This window comes from Serratia rhizosphaerae, assembly GCF_009817885.1.
GTDB classification, from domain to species: Bacteria; Pseudomonadota; Gammaproteobacteria; order Enterobacterales; family Enterobacteriaceae; genus Serratia_B; species Serratia_B rhizosphaerae.
Map to the genome: position 1 here is coordinate 3,981,663 of NZ_CP041764.1, position 18,865 is coordinate 4,000,527.

An 18,865-nucleotide genomic window follows, 5' to 3' on the forward strand; every position below is an offset into this window, starting at 1 on the left:
GCCTGCGAAGTGAGCGAACCAGGGGTTTCAACAACGCAGTAACCAGGTTCAATCCGTTGACGGGGAGGTAGGCCATGGGGTGACTCCTTGTCATAGTCGATAGGGACTTTTAGCCTATGTACCTTAAACTAACCTTACCTAATATTTCAACGGCTACAGGTCGCTAACCAGCCACTGATCGGCTTCTTCAAACATCTCTTCCAGCAGGCGGTTCAGTTTTTCTTTGTCGCTCTTGCTGACATCCGTATTCAGGCCGTTGGCCTGCATGGGTTTTACCCTCACTTCGGCATCGGGAAAAATCTTGTGCACCCGCCTTGTCAGTTCGTCCTTGATAATCCCGGCCGCGCCCGGCAATCCCTGCACATTACGTTGGTCAAAAATCAGCTCTACAAACATATCATCATCTTTAGGTTACTGTGATTGTGTACAGTATTCTTATCCGTAAGGTGTCTTTCCGTCAAGCAGAGCAGAGTGCACATGCCTCTATGCGTAGATAAAAGAGAGCCAGGAAAAGAGCGGATGATGAAATAGGTTTAATTTCAATGCATTATTCTTAACATGTCGGATGCTTGGCAACGCTGGTTTTTTGCTCGGCGTAGCTTCCTGGCTGGTGATGATGGTCATTCAACGTGCAGAACGTGCCGATGATTGCTGCCCAGAACAGGGCGCACATCAAGAGTACCGCTGACCAGACTTTTTGGTTGTAGCTCATAGTGGTTCCGAAATAAAAGGGAAAAATCACGCGTATTAAGACAGAGATAATATAAATAATCCTTCAACGAACCGATTAAATATCTTGAGTGTGAATATAAGAGTGTAACTAAAGATATTGTATGGATTTCAGTTCAAACCCTAATGAAGCCTTAACGGCGATATTTGTTTTCTCTCCGCATAGTTGATTGATGATGCGTTTAATTATCGCCTTTTAAAATCCGTTTTATTCTATCCTTCTACGAGTAAAACGATATGAAAACTTTGTTGCTGACGGGCGCTACCGGCTTTCTGGGTGGTGCGGTGCTGGAGAAGTTACTAACTGAAAGGCATCCGGTAAAATATCTGTTATTAGTGCGCGCTGAAAATAAAGAACAGGGGCTGGTACGGATTAAAAATAATATGGTCAAGTTTAACCTGACGCCTGAAGTATTAGATAGAATTACACCGGAAAGTATTTTGTTGGGAGATTTGGCCGACGCGGAAAGTTTCCTGATGGATGCGCGCTTAAATAATGTGACGCACGTGATTAACTGTGCGGCGGTGGCGTCATTTGGCAATAACCCGCTGATCTGGAAAGTTAACGTTGAGGGTACGCTGGCACTGGCCAGCAGAATGGCGCAGGTGGAAGGGCTGCAGCGTTTTTTACACGTCGGCACCGCCATGTCCTGTACGCCGGAACCGGGCGCGCTAGTGGCAGAAAGCGGCGAGTTTGCCGAAGACGCCGAGCATCTGGTGGAATACACCCGTTCCAAATCTGCCATTGAACAGCTGATGCGTCAGCAACTGCCGCAGCTGCCGTTGGTGATTGCCCGGCCGTCGATCGTCGTCGGCCACACGCGCCTTGGTTGCCAGCCATCCAGCAGCATTTTTTGGGTATTCAGCATGGCGCTGATGCTGCGCAAATTTATGTGTTCGCTACAGGACAAAATTGACGTGATCCCGGCGGATTACTGCGCCGATGCGCTGGTGATGTTGCTGAACGGCGAACGGCTGGAGAGCGATGTGTACCATATCTCCGCCGGGGCGGAGCGCAGCGTCAGCTTTGCCGATATCGACCGCGCCATGGCCAGCGCTTTGGAGCAGGCACCGGTCGGTGAACACTATGCGCAGGTCAGCTATGAGGCGCTGGTGAAGATGCGCCGTCAACTTAAGGATATCTTCGGCCCGTGCAACGAACGACTGATGCTGAAAGCGATGCGCCTGTACGGCTCGTTCGCCATGCTCAACGTGCGTTTTAGCAATGATAAACTGCTGAAGCTGGGGATGCCGCAGCCGCCGCGTTTTACCGATTATCTCGCACACTGTGTGGCTAGCACCCGCGGCCAGTCGATTCCGCAGCAGATGGCGATAGACTTTAAATAAGCGCGCTTACCAGGATGAGGATGACCAGAACACCCGGCCGAGCACCACCAGCTGATCTTTACGCTGCTGATAGCTGAGGTACTCATCCTGGTACTCCTCACGGTTCAGCGAGCGGATAATCACGCCGCCGTCCGGCTGCTCCAGCAGTACTTTGACACGCAGGAGATTGCCGTGGCGGATGGCGTAGGTTTTGCCTTCACGGATGCGTAAATCGTCGGTATTGATGCCGACCACGTCACCGTCCTGCAGGCGCGGCTCCATGCTGGAGCCGGAGATGCGGATAATCCGCGCGGCATTCACCGGTACGCCCATCTTGTGCAGATAGTAGCGGCGGAAAATCAGCGAAAATTCTTCGCGGTCGACGATCTCATAACAGCCGTCGCCCGCAGAGAAATCGATATCCAGCAGGGGGATCTCCACAAACTCTTCCTTGTCCTGGTTGGTGTCTTCCCACACCACCGGCTTCAGGCGGGCAGGCTGAAAGTCTGACGCCGTATCGACGTTATCAAAGGGTTTGGCCAGCTGCTTTTCATGGAAAACATCGAACCAGCCCTTGGGTAAATTCAGCCTGGCCTCAATCCGCCTGGCGAGGTTGTCGCCAAGATTGCGTGAAGATTTGTCCCCGATGATTTGGCTCAGCGTGGGCGCGGAAGACTCCACCAGGGCGGCGAACTCGTTCTGGTTGGTGCCGTTGCGTGCGTAGCGGGCCATCAGGTCGCGCAAATTATTGCGTCTTATTTCTTTGGTTTCCATGGGCGGATAATCGCACTCTTTAGCAAAAAGGTAAATATTTTATCCGCTAAAAACGCTTGCTAAAAATTTAGCGTTTAGCTAAAACTAAAGTCGTGGTGATGTTCATGCCACCCAGCCTTCGCGTATCATGATGCTATGCGAATATCTTTGAACAACTAACGCAAAGAGGGAATCTGCGATGTTCACTATCGATTACAACAGCTACCGTTCGGTGGCCAGCTTTAACCGCCGTGTGCGCTTTTTGGTGCTGCATTATACCGCGCAAAATTTTGCCGACTCGGTCACCTCGCTGACCGGCAACGCCGTCAGCGCGCACTATCTGGTGCCGGATCCGCAGGATCCCAGCTACCAGGCGGCCGGGTTCGACGGGCTGCGCATCTTTAACCTGGTGGATGAGCAGGAGCGCGCCTGGCACGCCGGCGCCAGCCAGTGGGGCGTGCGCAACAGCCTGAATGACACCTCGATCGGCATTGAGATCGTTAATCTGGCCAGCGGTGACGGCGAAGATATCACGTTCCCGCCGTTTGAGCCGCAGCAGATTGAGGCGGTGATCCAGCTGACGCGCAATATTCTGCAGCGCTACCCGGATATTTCTCCGGTCAACGTGGTGGCGCATTCGGATATTGCGCCCGGCCGCAAGAGCGATCCCGGTCCGCAGTTCCCGTGGCATCAGCTGTATCAGGCCGGCGTCGGCGCTTGGTATGAAGAAGAGACGCGTCAGCGCTATCAGCACCGCTGTTGCTGCCAGGGGTTACCTGACCGGCAGCAACTGTTGGCGCTGTTTGCCAAATATGGCTATGACGTCAGCGCCGCCGGCGATGACGAAGGCTACCGCCAGCTGGTGCGGGCATTTCAGCTGCATTTCCGTCCGCAGAAATATGACGGCGTAATGGATGCGGAAACCGCAGCGATTCTGCAGGCGCTGGTGGAGAAATACGTTGTATGACAGCTCGTCGGGCGCGGTAGTCGCGCCCGGTTTTCCTGCCGCGGGACATATTCTTCTACATTCCCGGTTATCCTTTTTTGTGCTGGCTCCGCTACACTGAGGGTTTTCCGTTATCAGCAAGTGGGCTCACTGTGCGTCTGGATCGTGGCATTTCCTCGTTTGAACATCTGATTTACCGTCATTACCGCATTGTGCACGGCGTACGCATCGGGCTGGCGTTTATTCTCACCTTTTTACTGATCCGCCTGCTGGAAGTTCCGGAAGGCACCTGGCCGCTGATTACGCTGGTGGTGGTGATGGGGCCGATATCGTTTTGGGGCAACGTGTCGCAGCGGGCGCTGCAGCGCATTGCCGGCACGGTGTTCGGCGCCGCCTCCGGGCTGGTGGCGTTGTATCTGGCAATCTATTCATTGCCGCTGATGCTGCTGTGGTGCGGGTTGGTGATGTTTGTCTGCGGCTACTTTACTCTCGGCAAGCGGCCCTATATGGCGTTGCTGATCGGCATTACGCTGGCGGTGGTGTGCGGCGAAGGCAGCGGCGATATGCAAACCGCGCTGTGGCGCAGCGGCGATGTCATCTTCGGTTCGATACTGGCGCTGCTGTTCACCAGCATTTATCCGCAGCGCGCCTATATTCTGTGGCGGATGCAGATGGCGGAGTGTTTTCGCACCGCCGGGCAGGTTTACGGCGCCTATTTGTCGCCGAATGTGGTGGAACGTCCGCGGCTGGAGCTGCGCCTGAAGCGCCTGCTGAATCAGGTGGTGAAACTGCGCAGCCTGATTGCCCCCAGCAGTAAGGAAAGCCATATCTCCGTCGAAGTCTTTGAAGCGGTGCAGACCCTGAGCCGCAATCTGGTGTGCACGCTGGAACTGCTGGCCGATGCCTATTGGGCATCGCGTGAAACGCACTTTATTATGCTGAACGCCAAAAAGCTGCGCAGCGCTCAGCTGCTGACGCTGCATTCGCTAGAGGCGCTGGCGGCGATGATGGAGCACGGCGGCCCCGGTCTGCCACAGCAAACCATTGGCGAGCTGGGGGAGATCTCCGCCGAGCTGAAAACCCTGATGCAGGAAGCCGGCGGGCAGCACGTTGAAGCGCCGATTTACGGCTATGTGTGGCTCAGTATGCAGCTGGCGCAGCAGTTGGAAGAACTGGGCGATCTGCTTAAAGTCTGTACCGCCGACAGCGCGGAATAGTGGGTGAGATCATTAAGCGTGCGCTTCGGGTTTTGGCCGCGACGCTAAAGTGGGTAAGATAGCGGTATTGGGAGTTGTGCCGCACCGCCACAAACCTGTATCTTGAGAACATTGTGGCCGTAAGCAAATGAATCTGTGTATTACTAAAGCAAGGGTATAAAGATGGATAATGCAACTAAGCCGAGTTTCCAGGATGTTTTGGAGTTTGTGCGTATGTTCCGCCGTAAAAACAAGCTGCAGCGTGAAATCGTCGATAACGAAAAGAAAATCCGTGATAACCAGAAGCGCGTACTGCTGCTGGACAACTTGAGCGAGTACATCAAGCCGGGCATGAGCATCGAAGACATTCAGGCCATCATCGCCAATATGCGCAGCGACTATGAAGATCGCGTTGATGACTACATCATCAAAAATGCCGATCTGTCGAAAGAGCGCCGCGAGCTGTCTAAAAAGCTGAAAGCCATGGGCGAAGTGAAGTAACCCAACGTTCCCCACAGGCCAGATCTACAGTCTGGCCTGCTTTATTTTACCTGCCTCAAAGTTATGCGCTTTACTCGTTGCCAGCCGGTGAACCACGCTTTAGTCTGATATTGAAACAACGTTTTAATATTAAACAATGCGTAGGGATCACTCATGACTTATTGTGCAAATGCTTCCCGATATGGCCAGATGCAATACCGTTACTGCGGCAACAGCGGGCTACAGCTGCCTGCGCTGTCGTTGGGACTGTGGCACAACTTTAGCGATGGTCACAGTCTCTCTTCCCAGCGGGCGCTGCTGCGTAAAGCGTTTGATCTGGGAATTACCCATTTTGATCTGGCGAACAACTACGGTCCGCCGCCGGGTTCGGCGGAAAGCCATTTCGGCCGGCTGTTGCAGCAGGATTTTCTGCCGTATCGCGATCAGCTGATTATTTCCACCAAGGCGGGTTACGATATGTGGCCCGGCCCTTACGGCAGCGGCAGCTCACGCAAATACCTGCTGGCCAGCCTCGACCAGAGCCTGAAGCGCATGGGGCTGGATTACGTCGATATCTTTTATTCGCACCGGGTGGATGAACATACGCCGATGGAAGAAACCGCCGCGGCGCTGGCGCAGGCGGTGCAGAGCGGCAAGGCGCTGTACGTGGGGATTTCTTCCTATTCCACCGACCGTACCGTCAAAATGGCGGCGCTGCTGCGGGAATGGAAAATACCGCTGCTGATCCATCAGCCCTCGTACAGCATTCTGAACCGATGGGTCGAAAGCAGCGGCCTGCTGGATGCGCTGGAACAGCAGGGGACGGGCTGCATCGCCTTTACGCCGCTGGCGCAGGGGCTGCTGACCAATAAGTATCTGCATGGCATTCCGGAGGATTCGCGCATGAAGCGCGAGCAGGGCGGTTCGCTGAAAGAGAGCATGCTGTCCGCGCGGAACCTGCAAAGCATTCAGCTGCTGAACCAGCTGGCGCAGCAGCGCGGGCAAACGCTGGCGCAGATGGCGCTGAGCTGGCTGTTAAAGGACAATCGAGTCACCTCGGTGCTGATTGGCGCCAGCCGGCCGGAGCAACTGGAGGAAAACAGCCAGGCGCTGAACAATCTCACGTTCAGCGCGGCGGAGCTGCAGCAGATTGATGAGCACGTGGCCGACGGCCAGCTTAATCTCTGGCAGGCGTCATCCGATCGCTGAACGCCAGACGGCAAAAAGCCCGCTTAAGTTGCCTTAAGCGGGCTTTTCTAAATATGGCTCCTCTGACTGGACTCGAACCAGTGACATACGGATTAACAGTCCGCCGTTCTACCGACTGAACTACAGAGGAATCGTGTGAGCGGGGCGCATAGTAACGAGCCGGACGGGCTTTGTCAAAGCGTCAGAAGGGTTAAACGGTGCGTTCGCTGGCTTAATAATCGATTTGCGCCATTTTTCAGCGTGTTAATACTGGCTCGGGCGGGTTTTTGCACAAAGAAACCGTGCGGTTATCATTGTTTGGCGCATTGCCGCTAACGGTTCTGGCTGCCAGGCCGGGGGAGGGACCCAGACGGCGGACTTTCCGCAGATAAGCCGACTTTTAACTATTTTCCAGAGAGTTAACAAGAAAATAATAACCCTGCTTATACTAATACTTTTTCTTTTGCCTTACTGTTTGTTGGGATTTTTCTGTGTTAGCATGACAGCTTGTTTGGGAATATCCCTGATAAACAGGCCGCTGCGCGTTCGCCTGGCGATCTGCTACCTATAACAGCACGTCTGACGGCGCATATAGCTCGCCGTTGTCGGATTTCTGGGATTTTGAAAGTTATGAAAAAAACCATCGCAGTAGTAACGTTTTGCGCGTTACTGGCGGGTTGTCAGCAGACTGGCAACCGTCCCGCCGCCAAGGCGGAGCCGGCGCAAGCCACGGAAGCATCCTCCATGTTGTCAACCCGGCCGTCAGTGAATGTGGGCAACGACGCCGCCCTGTACACCTGCATGAAAGAATTAAATGCGCTGCAGCAGGTTGCGCCGGCGGCTTATCAGAGCAAAAACGCCGAGTTGAACCAGATTCTGACGCAGGCCAAACTCTATACGCAGGTGCGCGCCAATCTGAGCAGCGAGATCAACGGCATTCTGGACTCCGGCTATCAATACCGCATCGGCAAAGCCTGTAATGACATTCGTACGGCGTTAACTCAGGCGCTGGTTGAGCGGGTGGAAAACATCTGACGGACGGTGCGGTTGGATGACCTCCGCTGTCGGGCGTCATCCTTCTCTCCTGCGCGAATAGACGGCGTAAGTAAAAAAATCGGCATAAAAGTGTGATGGGTGTCGCGTTTTTTCCAACAATTGGATAAAATCTCTCCATTGCTACCCACCTGTTCTGGATCTGTTTACTCATGAACGAAGTCGCCGCTTCCCGCCGCACAGCCTGGCTGCGCGTTGTCGTGCTTGCCGTTTCCGCCTTTATCTTTAATACCACCGAGTTTATTCCGGTTGGTTTACTGAGCGATATAGCACAAAGCTTTGCCATGCAGACCGAGCAGGTGGGGCTGATCATTACGATTTACGCCTGGATTGTTGCCGCCGCCTCGCTGGTGTGCATGCTGCTGACCAGCAAAATCGAACGGCGTAAATTGCTGATTGGCGTATTTATCCTGTTTATCGCCAGCCATGTGCTGACGGCGGTTGCCTGGAACTTCACCACCCTGGTGATTTCCCGCGCCGGCGTGGCGCTGGCGCATTCGGTGTTCTGGTCGATCACCGCCTCGCTGGCGATCCGCGTGGCGCCGGCGGGCAAAAAAGCGCAGGCGCTGAGCATGCTGGCAGGCGGCACCGCGCTGGCGATGGTGCTCGGTTTGCCGCTGGGGCGCGTGGTGGGGCAACTGCTGGGTTGGCGGATGACCTTTATCGGCATCGCGGTGGCGGCGACGCTGGCGTTGCTGATGCTGTGGCGGCTGTTGCCGGTGCTGAAGAGCGAGCATTCCGGTTCGTTGGCCAGCGTACCGGTACTGTTCAAGCGCCCGGCGCTGGTCAGCCTGTATATGCTGACCATCATTGTGGTGACGGCGCACTTTACCGCTTACAGCTATATCGAGCCGTTTATCCAGCGGGTGGCCGGCCTGAGCGATAACTTCACCACGCTGATGCTGCTGTTGTTCGGCGCGACCGGCATTATCGGCAGCCTGCTGTTCAGCCGCTACAGCGAACGCTTCCCGTCCGGGCTGTTTATCAGCGCGATCGGTCTGCTGGCGGTGTGCCTGCTGCTGCTGCTGCCGGCCGCCGACAGTGAGCTGCACCTGACGCTGCTGTGCGCGTTCTGGGGGATGGCGATTATGGCTATCGGCCTGTCGATGCAGGCGAAAGTGCTGAGCCTGGCACCGGACGCCACCGACGTTGCGATGTCGATTTACTCCGGGTTGTATAACCTGGGCATCGGCGGCGGGGCGCTGCTGGGCAACCAGGTCAGCCTGCACCTTGGCATGCCGAGCATCGGCCTGGTGGGCGCGCCGCTGGCGCTGATTGCGCTGGGGTGGTGCGTACTGAACTTCTACCGCAGCGAGCGCCTGCAGCATCACCGCGCCTGAGCCGCACAGACCGGCTGGCGAACCCCCTTCGTCAGCCGGTTAAATTTTCCCCCAGCCAAACCGCATCCCCGCAGTTTTTTATGCTTAATTAATTTCTTTAGCCTGCTAATTAAAAATTTAACTCCGTCCGCGAATCATTAGCATAGACAGCCTATGTCAATGTTATCGAGAGGTTGCGGGTGAGTGATACTTTTGTGATGGATAACCGGCGGGTCGATGCGCAATCGCCGATTCATGAGCAGGACCTGTCGGCCAGAATCGATGCGCGACCCGCCTCGGCCGGGCTATGGCGCTTTATTACCCTATTGTCGTTAGGCGGTTTTTTTGAGCTGTACGATCTGTTTCAGACCGGCTATATCAGTGGCGCAATGATCGCCGAAGGCATTTTCCATCTCGGCGCCGACGGCGTGTTCGGCGTTTCCGATCAGGCGGCGTTTGCCTCGGTGACCTTTCTTGGCCTGTTTGTCGGCGCTAGCCTGCTGAGCCCGTATGCCGACCGCTTCGGGCGGCGGGCGACCTTTATGTTTGCGCTGGCCTGGTACGGCGCATTTTCGCTGCTGCTGGCGCTGCAAAATCAGGCGGAATGGATATTGCTGATGCGCTTTCTGGTCGGCGTCGGCCTGGGCATTGAGCTGGTAACCATCGACACCTATCTCACCGAATGGATCCCGGCGCATTTACGCACCCGCGCGTTCGCCTTTGCTTTCTTTATCCAGTTTTTATCGGTGCCGGCGGTGGCGCTGATGTCATGGTGGCTGGTGCCACAGACCATTTTCGGGCTGACCGGCTGGCGCTACGTGGTGATTATCGGCGCGCTGGCCTCGCTGGTGATTTGGCTGGTGCGTAAAGGCCTGCCGGAGTCGGCGCGCTGGTTGGTGCAGCAGCGGCGCTACGGCGAGGCGCGGCAGGTGATGGCGGCGATGGAGCGGCGCTGCGGCGTGACGGACGCGCCGCCGTTTCCGCAGCGCGACGCGCCGGCGGCGGAAGAGGGGCGACAGGGGCGGTTTCGCGATATCTGGTCGCCGCGCTACCGCGGCCGTACGCTGATGCTGGTAGTGATGAACTTCTTCCAGGCGATTGGCTTTTTCGGCTTCGGCAACTGGCTGCCGGCGCTGCTGTCCGGCAAAGGCGCTTCGGTGACCCACAGCCTGTTGTATGCGTTTTTTATCACGCTGGCCTATCCGTTGGGCTCATTAATCTGCAGCCGCTTTGCCGACCGGATGGAAAACAAGTGGCAAATTGTTCTTTCCTGCCTGGTGACGGTCATTTTCGGCTCGCTGTTCGCCTGGCAGAGCAACCCGCTGTGGCTGGTGCTGTGCGGTATTTTCATCACCTGGTCGAACGCCTGGCTGACCTACAGTTACCACTCTTATCAGTCGGAAGTGTTTCCCACCTTTATCCGCGCCCGCGCGGTGGGTTTCTGCTACTCTTTCAGCCGCTTATCGACGGCGTTCAGCAGCATTATTATCGGCGTGATCCTGCAGTACGGCGGGTCGGCCGGCGTCATCGGCTTTATCGTCTTCAGCATGCTGATGGTGATGGGGGTGATTGGCATTTTCGGGCCGAAGACCCGCGGCCGCGACCTGGAAGCGATTTAAACGCAGATAAAAACAAACGGCCCGGATGTTCCGGGCCGTTTACCGTCAGCGGAACGGTGGCTCGTTAAAGGTGCGCAGCTTGCGGGAGTGCAGCCGTTCGCCTTCGGCGCGCAGCAGATCGATGGCGCGGATGCCGATCTGCAGGTGCTCGGAGATCGCCCCCTCATAAAAACGGTTGGCCTGCCCCGGCAGCTTGATCTCGCCGTGCAGCGGCTTGTCGGAAACGCACAGCAGCGTGCCGTAAGGCACGCGGAAGCGGTAGCCCTGAGCGGCGATGGTGGCGCTTTCCATATCGACCGCCACCGCGCGGCTGAGGTTAAAGCGCAGCGCCGAGGCGGCGTAGCGCAGCTCCCAGTTGCGGTCATCGGTGGTGACCACCGTGCCGGTGCGCAGCCGCTGTTTGACCTCTTCGCCCGGCATGCCGCTGACCTGTTTGGTGGCGTCGTACAGCGCCCTTTGTACCTCAGCGATGCTGGGGATCGGGATATCCGGCGGTAGTACCGCATCCAGCACGTGGTCGTCGCGCAGGTAGGCGTGCGCCAGTACGTAATCGCCAATCGACTGGCTTTCACGCAGGCCGCCGCAGTGGCCGATCATCAGCCAGGCGTTCGGCCGCAGCACCGCCAGATGGTCGCAGATGGTTTTGGCGTTGGAAGGGCCGACGCCGATATTAATCAGCGTAATACCCTGACCGTTGGCGCCAATCAGGTGGTAGGCCGGCATCTGGTTGTTTTTCCATGCCAGATCGGACACGGCCTGCTCCGGCGACAGGGTATCGGCGGTGATGTAGATACCGCCGGCGCAGGAGAGCGCCTGATACGGGCTGTCCGGATCGGCGATCTCGCTGCAGGCCCAGCGGACAAATTCGTCCACATAGCGGGTGTAGTTGGTGAACAGCACAAACTGCTGGAAGTGTTCCACCGGCGTGCCGGTGTAGTGGCGCAGGCGCGCCAGAGAGAAGTCGGCGCGTAGCGCGTCGAAGTGCGACAGCGGGAAGGTGTCGCTGGCCTGAGACAGACCGTCGGCGGTGTCATCGCCGATCTGCGCCAGCTCCGGCACCGGAAAGTGTTGCGCCAGCCCGGCGCTCATCGAACGATCCAGCTCCAGCGTAGAGCCGTCTATCACATACGGATAGGGGATTTCACGCTGCGAGGGCGCCACCTCGATGGCGGCGCCGTATTCTTCCACCAGCAGCGTCAGTTGGTCTTCCAGGTAGTGGCGGAATAGCGCCGGCCGCGTCACGCTGGTGGTGTAGCAGCCGGGATGGGTGAAGCGGCCATAGGCGCGGGTTTTCTTTTCGCTGGGGGCGGTGCCGTGCCAGCTGACGCGCAGCTCCGGGTAGACAAACAGCCCGGCGGCCCGCGCCTGTGCGTCCGGCAGCGTGCTGTTATCAATAAAATCACCGATCGCCGTACGCAGCGCTTCGACCGCGCCCTGGTAGAGGGCTTCCAACTGATCCAGCGCGTCTGCGACCGCGTGGTGACTGCCTGTTTTGCTATGAGCCATAGTACCTCTGAACGTGTTGATGTCCGACTGCGGGTATTGTTAGAAAGTAGCATATTCTCAATATGTTACAAATCCATATCAGCGCCGTGGCGCAGGGCGTCGGCCCGCCTGCGCCCGGCATGCGCAATCAGCACAAAAAACTTTGCAGGATCGGCAGGGATCAAACATGATTTAAAACAGAGTTTCGTTTTATGCCATGGAGCAATGTTGAACTTATTTGCGCAGCTTCGTCAACGGGTGATCGCCACGCCGTGGTACCCCAAACGGAAGAGTTACCGCGTGCTGTTTCGGCGCGAGATCGTGCCGTTGGCGGTGCCGATCTTGCTGGAGAACACCTGCGTCCTGCTGATGGGCGTATTGAGTACGTTTCTGGTGAGCTGGCTGGGCAAGGAGGCAATGGCCGGGGTCGGGCTGGCGGACAGCTTCAACATGGTGATCATCGCCTTTTTCGCCGCGGTGGATCTTGGCACCACGGTGGTGGTGGCGTTCAGCCTGGGCAAACTGGATCACCAGCGGGCGCGCGCGGCGGCGCGTCAGTCGCTGGTGCTGATGACGGTGGTGGCGCTGCTGCTGGCGGCGGCGATCCACCTGGCCGGCGAGCAGATTATTGATGTGATTGCCGGCGCCGCCACGCCGGAGGTAAAGGCGCTGGCGCTCTCCTATCTGCAGACCACCGTGTGGAGCTACCCGGCGGCGGCGATTGCGCTGATCGGCAGCGGTGCTCTGCGCGGCGCGGGCAACACCAAAATTCCGCTGCTGATCAATGGCGGCATGAACATCCTCAATATCATTATCAGCAGCGCGCTGATTTACGGCATTCCGGGCTGGGACGGTCTGGGCTTCATCGGGGCCGGACTGGGGCTGACCCTGTCACGCTATATTGGCGCCGTGGCGATTATTTATGTGCTGGCGATCGGCTTTAATCCGTCGCTGCACATTACCCTGAAGAGCTATTTCAGCCGGTTGCAGCTATCGATCCTGAAAGAGGTGCTGGGCATCGGCATTCCCGCCAGCATTGAGTCGGTGCTGTTTAACGGCGGCAAATTGCTGACGCAGATGTTTGTGGCCGGCATGGGCACCAGCGTGATCGCCGGTAACTTTATCGCTTTCTCGATCGCCTCGCTGATTAACCTGCCGGGCAATGCGCTGGGCTCGGCGTCGACCATTATCGTGGGACGGCGGCTGGGCAAGGGGCAAATTGGCCAGGCGGAGCGGCAGCTGCGGCATATTTTCTGGCTGTCGACCCTTGGCCTGACGCTGCTGGCCTGGGGCAGCGCGCCGTTCGCCGGGCTGTTTGCCGCGTTCTATACCCAGCAGGATGATGTGAAAGAGGTGGTGAAGGTGCTGATCTGGCTGAACGCCGCCTTTATGCCGATTTGGGCCGCCTCCTGGGTGCTGCCCGCCGGGCTGAAGGGCGCGCGCGACGCGCGTTTTGCCATGTGGGTGTCGATGTTGGGCATGTGGGGCTGCCGGGTGGTAGCCGGCTATACGCTGGGGATCGTGCTGGGCATGGGGGTGACCGGCGTCTGGCTGGGGATGTTTATGGACTGGGCGGTACGCGGCGCGCTGTTCTACTGGCGTATGGTCAGCGGCCGTTGGCTGTGGAAGTATCCGCGCAATAAGGACAACGCGCCCCGGGACTAATTTTGCGGATAGCGGGTGTAGGGGTTTTTATTATTGAGCGACGGCAGAAACATGGCGCCAATCAGCGCCAGGTGCGGCATCACAAACCAGCAGAAACACCAGGTGCCGCTGTAGCCGCCGTCATGCAGGCGGCGGATATTGCTGGCCAGCAGCGGCAGCACAAAGATAATGACCACGATCCATGAAAGCGGGTAATTCATTACCACCTTTAGCGCCAGGTAAAACACAAACCACAGGTGCTGAAATACCATCAGCGTGATATAGAATGCGCGGCTGTCCCGGCCTTCGATGCTGAACGACTGTCGATATCCCTGATAGATCACATTTAACAGGTAAATGATAACATCCTCCATGATAGATATATTTTATATATCAATAATTTAATAACTTATAGATCATGAAGGGGAAGGGCAAGCGTTTATCATTTATCTGCAGGTTGCCCCGCCATTTGCTGCAATAACCAATGTTGCAGCGCGATAATATCCGCCCGCTGCGCCGTTTCCTCCGTTGTCACCAGGTAATAGCGCGCGCCGGGCAGCGATTCGTCAAACGGTGCGGTCAGCACGCCGCGCTGCAGCAGGTCGTTCGCCAGCAGCCGGCTGGCGATGACCACGCCTTGTCCCGCCACCGCCGCCTGCAGCGCGTGCGTTTCATCGCTGAAAATCAGGCCGCCGCTGCAGTCCAGCCCGTCAGGCCCGTAGCGCCGTCGCCAGTTTTGCCAGGTGGGCGAGTCGGCGGGTACGTGCCGCTGCTCCACGTGGAACAGCGTGGCGGCGCGTAAATCCTCCTTTTCTTTGATGCCGAGCGACGGGCTGGCCACCAGAATAAAGCGGTCTTCATACAGCAGGGTGCTGTGCAGGTGAGTTTCCGGCGTTTCGCGGTAGCGGATGGCGGCATCGACGGTGCGCTGGGTTAAATCCACCCGCTCAACGCTGGTGTGCAGACGTAAATCAATGGCCGGCAGCTGCGCTTTAAAATCGGCCAGGCGGGGTACCAGCCAGTGGGTGAGAAAATTGGAGGTGGTGGTGACCGTCAGCGCCGGCGGCTGAGCGGCCTGCATAATCTGCGCGGTGGCGGTCTCCAGCGCGCTGAAGGCGCTTTGCGTTGCGCCGTATAACAATTCCCCGGCCTGGGTCAGGCTGACGCCCTGGGCGCTGCGTTCACAGACCCGGCATTCCAGCATCGACTCCAGCAGTTTGATCTGATGGCTGACGGCGGTGGCGCTGACGCCCAACTGTTCGGCGGCCTGCTTAAAGCTCAGGCAGCCCGCAACGGCATGGAAGGCGCGTACGGCGCCCAGCGGCGGTAAACGTGGTTTTCTCATGGCTGAGTTATTCTCATCTATGAATGAAATCTATGACTTTGATTGCCTGATTATACGCGAGATAAGCTTATTGCACTTGCTCACTGAGGGTGAGTTTATCTCATGATTATTGCGTATGATGCAGGAGGACGATGATGATACCGTTAGCCAAACAGCCGGACGCAGGCGCGATCGCGCCGCCGGGTGCGGTGCTCCGGGCGATCGTGCTGAGCGTACTGTTATCTGCGGCGCTGCTGCTGTTCCGGCAGTATGGCTGGGCGCAGCCGCTGCCCGGTGTTGCGCTGCCGTTCAGCCTGGCGCTGGCCTTTACCTGCGGCGCGGCGCTGGGGCGTTACCGTCCGCTGGCGCAGCCGTCGCCGCTGGTGGTGGCGCGCTATGGCTTATTGATCGCTGCCGCAGGGCTGCTATGGATCCTGCTGGCGCTGCACGGACAGCTGGAATGGACGATGCTGCTGCCGGGCGCCTGGCTGACCGGCGCCGGTCTGGGCGCGGTCTACCAGCGTCATCGCGCTAGCGCGCCGCCGGGGCGACATCCTGTTTGGGGGCGCGCCGCGCTGGCGCTGATCTGCGGCGCGGCGCTGGCGGCGACGCAGTGGCTGCAGTGGCAGGCGGCGGGCGGGTTTAACTTCGCTTTGGCGCTGCTGGTGGATATGGTTCTGTTTGGCGCACTGCTGGTGCGCATTGTCGAACGCGACCGTGAAAGCTGACACCGGCGCAGCGGTTAACCCGGTTTTCAGCTAAGCAACGCAAAAATGCATATTTCCTTTCCGGGCCGGTAAGCGTTTTACTTCTCTCAGGCGTCAATCATTGACTGAGGAGGGGAGCATGAAGCGTTTACTGGCTTTTTTGCGGTTCAGCCGTGGGGTACAGGCCGAACCGCAGCAGACGAAGCAGCCCGGCGACAGCGCCGCGCTGTTGGAAACCATGCTGGCCACCAGCCAGCTGTACGGTTTTGAGTTCCATCCTTCGCTGCTGCGTCATTATGGAAAATAATCGCTACCGCCGCGCGATGCGCTACAGCTACTGGAATGAGCTGTGCGTGACTGCCTGATTAAAAGGCGGTATCTAGCTCCGCCTGCACGTTGTAGTCGTCATCGACCAGCAACAGCGTTTTCCATTTATCAAAGGTCAGGCAGGGATGGGAGGTGCCGAAGATCAGGATATCGCCGACCTGCACATCGCTGTCAGGCACCAGCCTCAGCATACAGTGCTGGTCCATGACCTCGCTGCTGGTATAGGCGCCGGGCCTGAACGGCAGCGCCTTACCCGCCCGGTAATGGGCGACCGGCTGCGGCAGCCCGGCGTCAAAGGCGCAGTCACGCTTGCCAAAATTAACAATCGCCAGCCGGGCTTCCGGCACCGATTGCACCATGGCCACCAGCTGCAGAGCGGCGCTGAGATCGCCGCCGAGATCGCAGGCGATGCGGTCGCGCGCCAGCAGCGCATCCTGCGCCTGCTGATAGATGCCGTTGTCATGGGTGATATAACAGCCGGGGCGAATTACAATGCGGCAGTGCGGCGGCTTTTTTGCCGTCAGCCAGACGTTGCATACCACGTCATACCACACGGTGCCTGCACCGGTCAGAATAAACTCCCCGTCGACATGCTCCGCCATATTGCAGGCCAGCGCCGCCGCCGCGCTGAGCAAGGCTTCTATCTGCGGCTGCGGATCGTCGCCGTGCAGCACGCCTTCATACAGCTCCAGCCCGCGCAGCCGCAGGCCCGGCAGCGCCGCGATCTTGGCCGCCAGCGCCAGCGCCTCCGCCGTACTGCGGCAGCCGCAGCGGCCGCCCGGCACGCCCAGCTCCACCAGCACGTCCAGCGTTTGTCCCTGAGCGTGGAAAAAGGCGGCAAGCGAGGCGGCATTGTCCACACTGTCGACGCAGCACAGAAAATCACAGTGCGGATAGCGCTGTTTCAACTGCGACACTAATTGCATATTGGCTTTGCCCACCAGTTGGTTCGCCATCAGCACCCGCTCGATGTCCGCAGACATGGCGGCATGTGCCTGCCAGGCGCTGCCGACGCCAATTGCCCAGGCGCCGGCCTCCTGCTGCCGGCGAAAAATCCACGGCGTCATGGTGGTTTTGCCGTGCGGCGCGAGTGAAACCCCGCGCTTATCGGCATAACGCTGCATCCAGCGGATATTATTTTCCAGCGCGCCGGCCTGAATCACCGCGGCCGGCAGGCAGACATCTTCATGCAGCAGATTGCTGATGCCGGCGGCGGAAACGTGCATCGGCGCCGATTTATGCTTTGCGCTATTGACGGTCGTCATTTGCTCTCTCCCGCCAGCGGTCCGATTGGTTTGGTATCGGTGTGGGTGGTTTCCCGTTCGTCGGTGATCATTTGCAGCACCTCCTCGCGTGACAGTTTATTTTTCGGGGTGAGCAGGGTGACGGCAACGGCGGCCACCAGGCTGACGAGCAGCGCCGGGATCACCGGGTTGCCGAGCGCCTGTGACCAGGCCGGGATCAGAATCACGGTCAGCGAGGTCAGGCTGCCGCCCAGCAGCGCGGCAATGCAGCCCTGCCAGTTGAAGCGCAGCCAGAATTTACCCAGCAGCACGGTGACGCACATGCCCGACATAATCATTGAAATCATTTTGGTGATATAGCCAATGATGTCATTCGACGTCAGGGCGAAAATCAGCGCCAGCAGAATCACCAGCAGCAGGAAAATGCGCGACAGATTGATGGCTTTCTCCGGCGGCGGCATTTTCCCTGTCACCATGGTGTAAATATCACGCAGAATGATGGAAACCCCGGCAATTGCATCCGAACTGCCGGATGACAGGTTGGCAGACATGCCGGCGATCAGCACCACCATGGCCAGCGCGGCCGGCAGGGCGTTGGTGGCGAACAGGAAGGCAAAGCTGGGGTTCTCCAGCTCGGGGTTCATCACGTGCGTCGCCATGCCGATAATTGCCGGCAGGAATGAAAAGCCCATGTACAGCACGCCGGTAATCACGAAAGATTGGCGGATGGAGCGCGTCGAGGCGGCGGAGTAGATGCGCTGACGGTAAGACGGCGTTGCCAGTACGCCAATGCCGATGACGATCGCCAGAGAGAGCGCCGGCCACAGGCCGAGCTTGCCGATGCCGAACAGCGTAAAGGCCTGCGGATCGGTGTTGGCGACCAGGGTGTCCCAGCCGCCGACGTAACTGACGGACAGCGCGGCCAGCACGATAAAGCCGAGGAACAGCACGATGGATTGCAGCGTGTCGATCCAGGAGACGGCTTTATACCCGCCGATGCCGACATAGAAGATAAAGCCGACGGCGATAATGATCTTGGCTACGGTGATATCGATATCCGCCGCCCAGGCCAGATACAGCCCGCCGCCGAGGATATGCGCGCCCAGCCAGCCGATTGAGGCGAGGAAAATCAGCAGGGCCACCAGGTTCTTCACGATGCGGCTGCCGCCGGTGTAGTAGCAGATCTCCTCGCTCATGGTCATAAAGCGCAGTTTCCTGACCGGCCCGAACAGCCAGGCGGTAAGGAGGATGCCGGTTGCGCCGCCGATGCCGTACAGCATGCCGGCCCAGCCGTTGGTATAGCCAAAGCTCACCGCGCCGATGCTGGAGCCGGTGCCGACCATGGTGCCGACGGTGGAGCCCAGGGTCAGCAGCATCGGCAGCTTTCTGCCGCCGAGGATAAAGTCTTCCCCCGTTTTCTGGTGGCGGGTAACGTACCAGCCGATCGCCATCATGACGAAGGCATAGAGTAAAAACCAGATCAGGAAATTGTTGTGTTCCATAATATTCCCTTACGTAGTGATAA

General features: G+C 58.1%; 19 protein-coding genes and 1 tRNA gene. 11 read left to right on the forward strand and 9 right to left on the reverse strand.

The window, feature by feature from the left end; genetic code table 11:
- Positions 1-153: 153 nt before the first annotated feature.
- Together FO014_RS18405 and FO014_RS18410 are read right to left on the reverse strand one after the other, a co-directional pair.
- Positions 154-396, reverse strand: a complete 243-nt coding sequence (locus tag FO014_RS18405; protein WP_105231830.1) for a DinI family protein — start codon at positions 394-396, stop codon at positions 154-156.
- Positions 397-553: 157 nt separating this feature from the next.
- Positions 554-712 (reverse strand): hypothetical protein, encoded by a 159-nt coding sequence (locus FO014_RS18410; protein ID WP_160030565.1) that lies wholly within the window; start codon positions 710-712, stop codon positions 554-556.
- 254 nt (positions 713-966) lie between these two features.
- Between FO014_RS18410 and FO014_RS18415 the strand changes: the two genes are divergently transcribed.
- Positions 967-2,076 (forward strand): SDR family oxidoreductase, encoded by a 1,110-nt coding sequence (locus FO014_RS18415; protein ID WP_160030566.1) that lies wholly within the window; start codon positions 967-969, stop codon positions 2,074-2,076.
- Between the two features lie 6 nt (positions 2,077-2,082).
- Here FO014_RS18415 and FO014_RS18420 read toward each other — a convergent pair whose 3' ends face one another.
- Positions 2,083-2,829: a S24 family peptidase gene (locus FO014_RS18420; RefSeq protein WP_105231828.1), complete on the reverse strand. Its 747-nt coding sequence runs from the start codon at positions 2,827-2,829 to the stop codon at positions 2,083-2,085.
- Positions 2,830-3,007: 178 nt separating this feature from the next.
- On the opposite strand from FO014_RS18420, the gene FO014_RS18425 reads away from it, so the two are divergent.
- The 4 genes from FO014_RS18425 (at position 3,008) to mgrA (ending at position 6,639) form a co-directional block, all read left to right on the forward strand.
- Positions 3,008-3,775, forward strand: coding sequence for an N-acetylmuramoyl-L-alanine amidase (locus tag FO014_RS18425; RefSeq protein WP_160030567.1), 768 nt, complete (start codon positions 3,008-3,010; stop codon positions 3,773-3,775).
- Positions 3,776-3,906: 131 nt separating this feature from the next.
- Positions 3,907-4,971: an FUSC family protein gene (locus FO014_RS18430; RefSeq protein WP_160030568.1), complete on the forward strand. Its 1,065-nt coding sequence runs from the start codon at positions 3,907-3,909 to the stop codon at positions 4,969-4,971.
- A 162-nt stretch (positions 4,972-5,133) separates the two neighbouring features.
- Positions 5,134-5,451, forward strand: a complete 318-nt coding sequence (tmaR, locus tag FO014_RS18435; protein ID WP_105231825.1) for a PTS system regulator TmaR — start codon at positions 5,134-5,136, stop codon at positions 5,449-5,451.
- Positions 5,452-5,604: 153 nt separating this feature from the next.
- Positions 5,605-6,639, forward strand: coding sequence for an L-glyceraldehyde 3-phosphate reductase (gene mgrA, locus FO014_RS18440; protein WP_160030569.1), 1,035 nt, complete (start codon positions 5,605-5,607; stop codon positions 6,637-6,639).
- 54 nt (positions 6,640-6,693) lie between these two features.
- On the opposite strand, the gene FO014_RS18445 is transcribed toward mgrA, so the two are convergent.
- A tRNA-Asn gene (locus FO014_RS18445) sits at positions 6,694-6,769 on the reverse strand.
- A 479-nt stretch (positions 6,770-7,248) separates the two neighbouring features.
- Here FO014_RS18445 and FO014_RS18450 point away from each other — a divergent pair.
- The 3 genes from FO014_RS18450 (at position 7,249) to FO014_RS18460 (ending at position 10,609) form a co-directional block, all read left to right on the forward strand.
- Positions 7,249-7,653, forward strand: a complete 405-nt coding sequence (locus FO014_RS18450) for a hypothetical protein (protein ID WP_160030570.1) — start codon at positions 7,249-7,251, stop codon at positions 7,651-7,653.
- A gap of 170 nt (positions 7,654-7,823) precedes the next feature.
- Positions 7,824-9,011, forward strand: coding sequence for a sugar transporter (locus tag FO014_RS18455; protein WP_111736767.1), 1,188 nt, complete (start codon positions 7,824-7,826; stop codon positions 9,009-9,011).
- 197 nt (positions 9,012-9,208) lie between these two features.
- Positions 9,209-10,609: an MFS transporter gene (locus FO014_RS18460; protein ID WP_160031439.1), complete on the forward strand. Its 1,401-nt coding sequence runs from the start codon at positions 9,209-9,211 to the stop codon at positions 10,607-10,609.
- Positions 10,610-10,654: 45 nt separating this feature from the next.
- Here the strand turns inward: FO014_RS18460 and FO014_RS18465 are convergent, their stop codons facing one another.
- Positions 10,655-12,115 carry an AMP nucleosidase gene (locus tag FO014_RS18465; RefSeq protein ID WP_160030571.1) on the reverse strand — a complete coding sequence of 487 codons (1,461 nt, stop codon included), beginning with the start codon at positions 12,113-12,115 and terminating at the stop codon, positions 10,655-10,657.
- A 207-nt stretch (positions 12,116-12,322) separates the two neighbouring features.
- Here FO014_RS18465 and FO014_RS18470 point away from each other — a divergent pair, with 207 nt between their 5' ends.
- Positions 12,323-13,759, forward strand: coding sequence for an EmmdR/YeeO family multidrug/toxin efflux MATE transporter (locus tag FO014_RS18470; protein ID WP_281354977.1), 1,437 nt, complete (start codon positions 12,323-12,325; stop codon positions 13,757-13,759).
- Here the strand turns inward: FO014_RS18470 and FO014_RS18475 are convergent.
- Both FO014_RS18475 and FO014_RS18480 read right to left on the reverse strand, forming a co-directional pair.
- Positions 13,756-14,112, reverse strand: coding sequence for a DUF805 domain-containing protein (locus FO014_RS18475; RefSeq protein WP_160030573.1), 357 nt, complete (start codon positions 14,110-14,112; stop codon positions 13,756-13,758). The genes FO014_RS18470 and FO014_RS18475 overlap by 4 nt on opposite strands.
- Positions 14,113-14,180: 68 nt before the next feature.
- Complete coding sequence (locus FO014_RS18480; RefSeq protein WP_160030574.1) at positions 14,181-15,083, reverse strand: LysR substrate-binding domain-containing protein; 903 nt, start codon at positions 15,081-15,083, stop codon at positions 14,181-14,183.
- 131 nt (positions 15,084-15,214) lie between these two features.
- Here FO014_RS18480 and FO014_RS18485 point away from each other — a divergent pair, with 131 nt between their 5' ends.
- Positions 15,215-15,790: a hypothetical protein gene (locus FO014_RS18485; protein WP_160030575.1), complete on the forward strand. Its 576-nt coding sequence runs from the start codon at positions 15,215-15,217 to the stop codon at positions 15,788-15,790.
- A 118-nt stretch (positions 15,791-15,908) separates the two neighbouring features.
- Complete coding sequence (locus FO014_RS18490; protein WP_158684826.1) at positions 15,909-16,076, forward strand: hypothetical protein; 168 nt, start codon at positions 15,909-15,911, stop codon at positions 16,074-16,076.
- 58 nt (positions 16,077-16,134) lie between these two features.
- On the opposite strand, the gene FO014_RS18495 is transcribed toward FO014_RS18490, so the two are convergent.
- Together FO014_RS18495 and FO014_RS18500 are read right to left on the reverse strand one after the other, a co-directional pair.
- Positions 16,135-17,361, reverse strand: coding sequence for an amino acid deaminase (locus FO014_RS18495; RefSeq protein WP_160030576.1), 1,227 nt, complete (start codon positions 17,359-17,361; stop codon positions 16,135-16,137).
- Positions 17,358-18,842: a sodium:solute symporter family protein gene (locus tag FO014_RS18500; RefSeq protein WP_160030577.1), complete on the reverse strand. Its 1,485-nt coding sequence runs from the start codon at positions 18,840-18,842 to the stop codon at positions 17,358-17,360. Before FO014_RS18500 ends, FO014_RS18495 begins: the two co-directional genes overlap by 4 nt.
- Positions 18,843-18,865 lie beyond the last annotated feature (23 nt).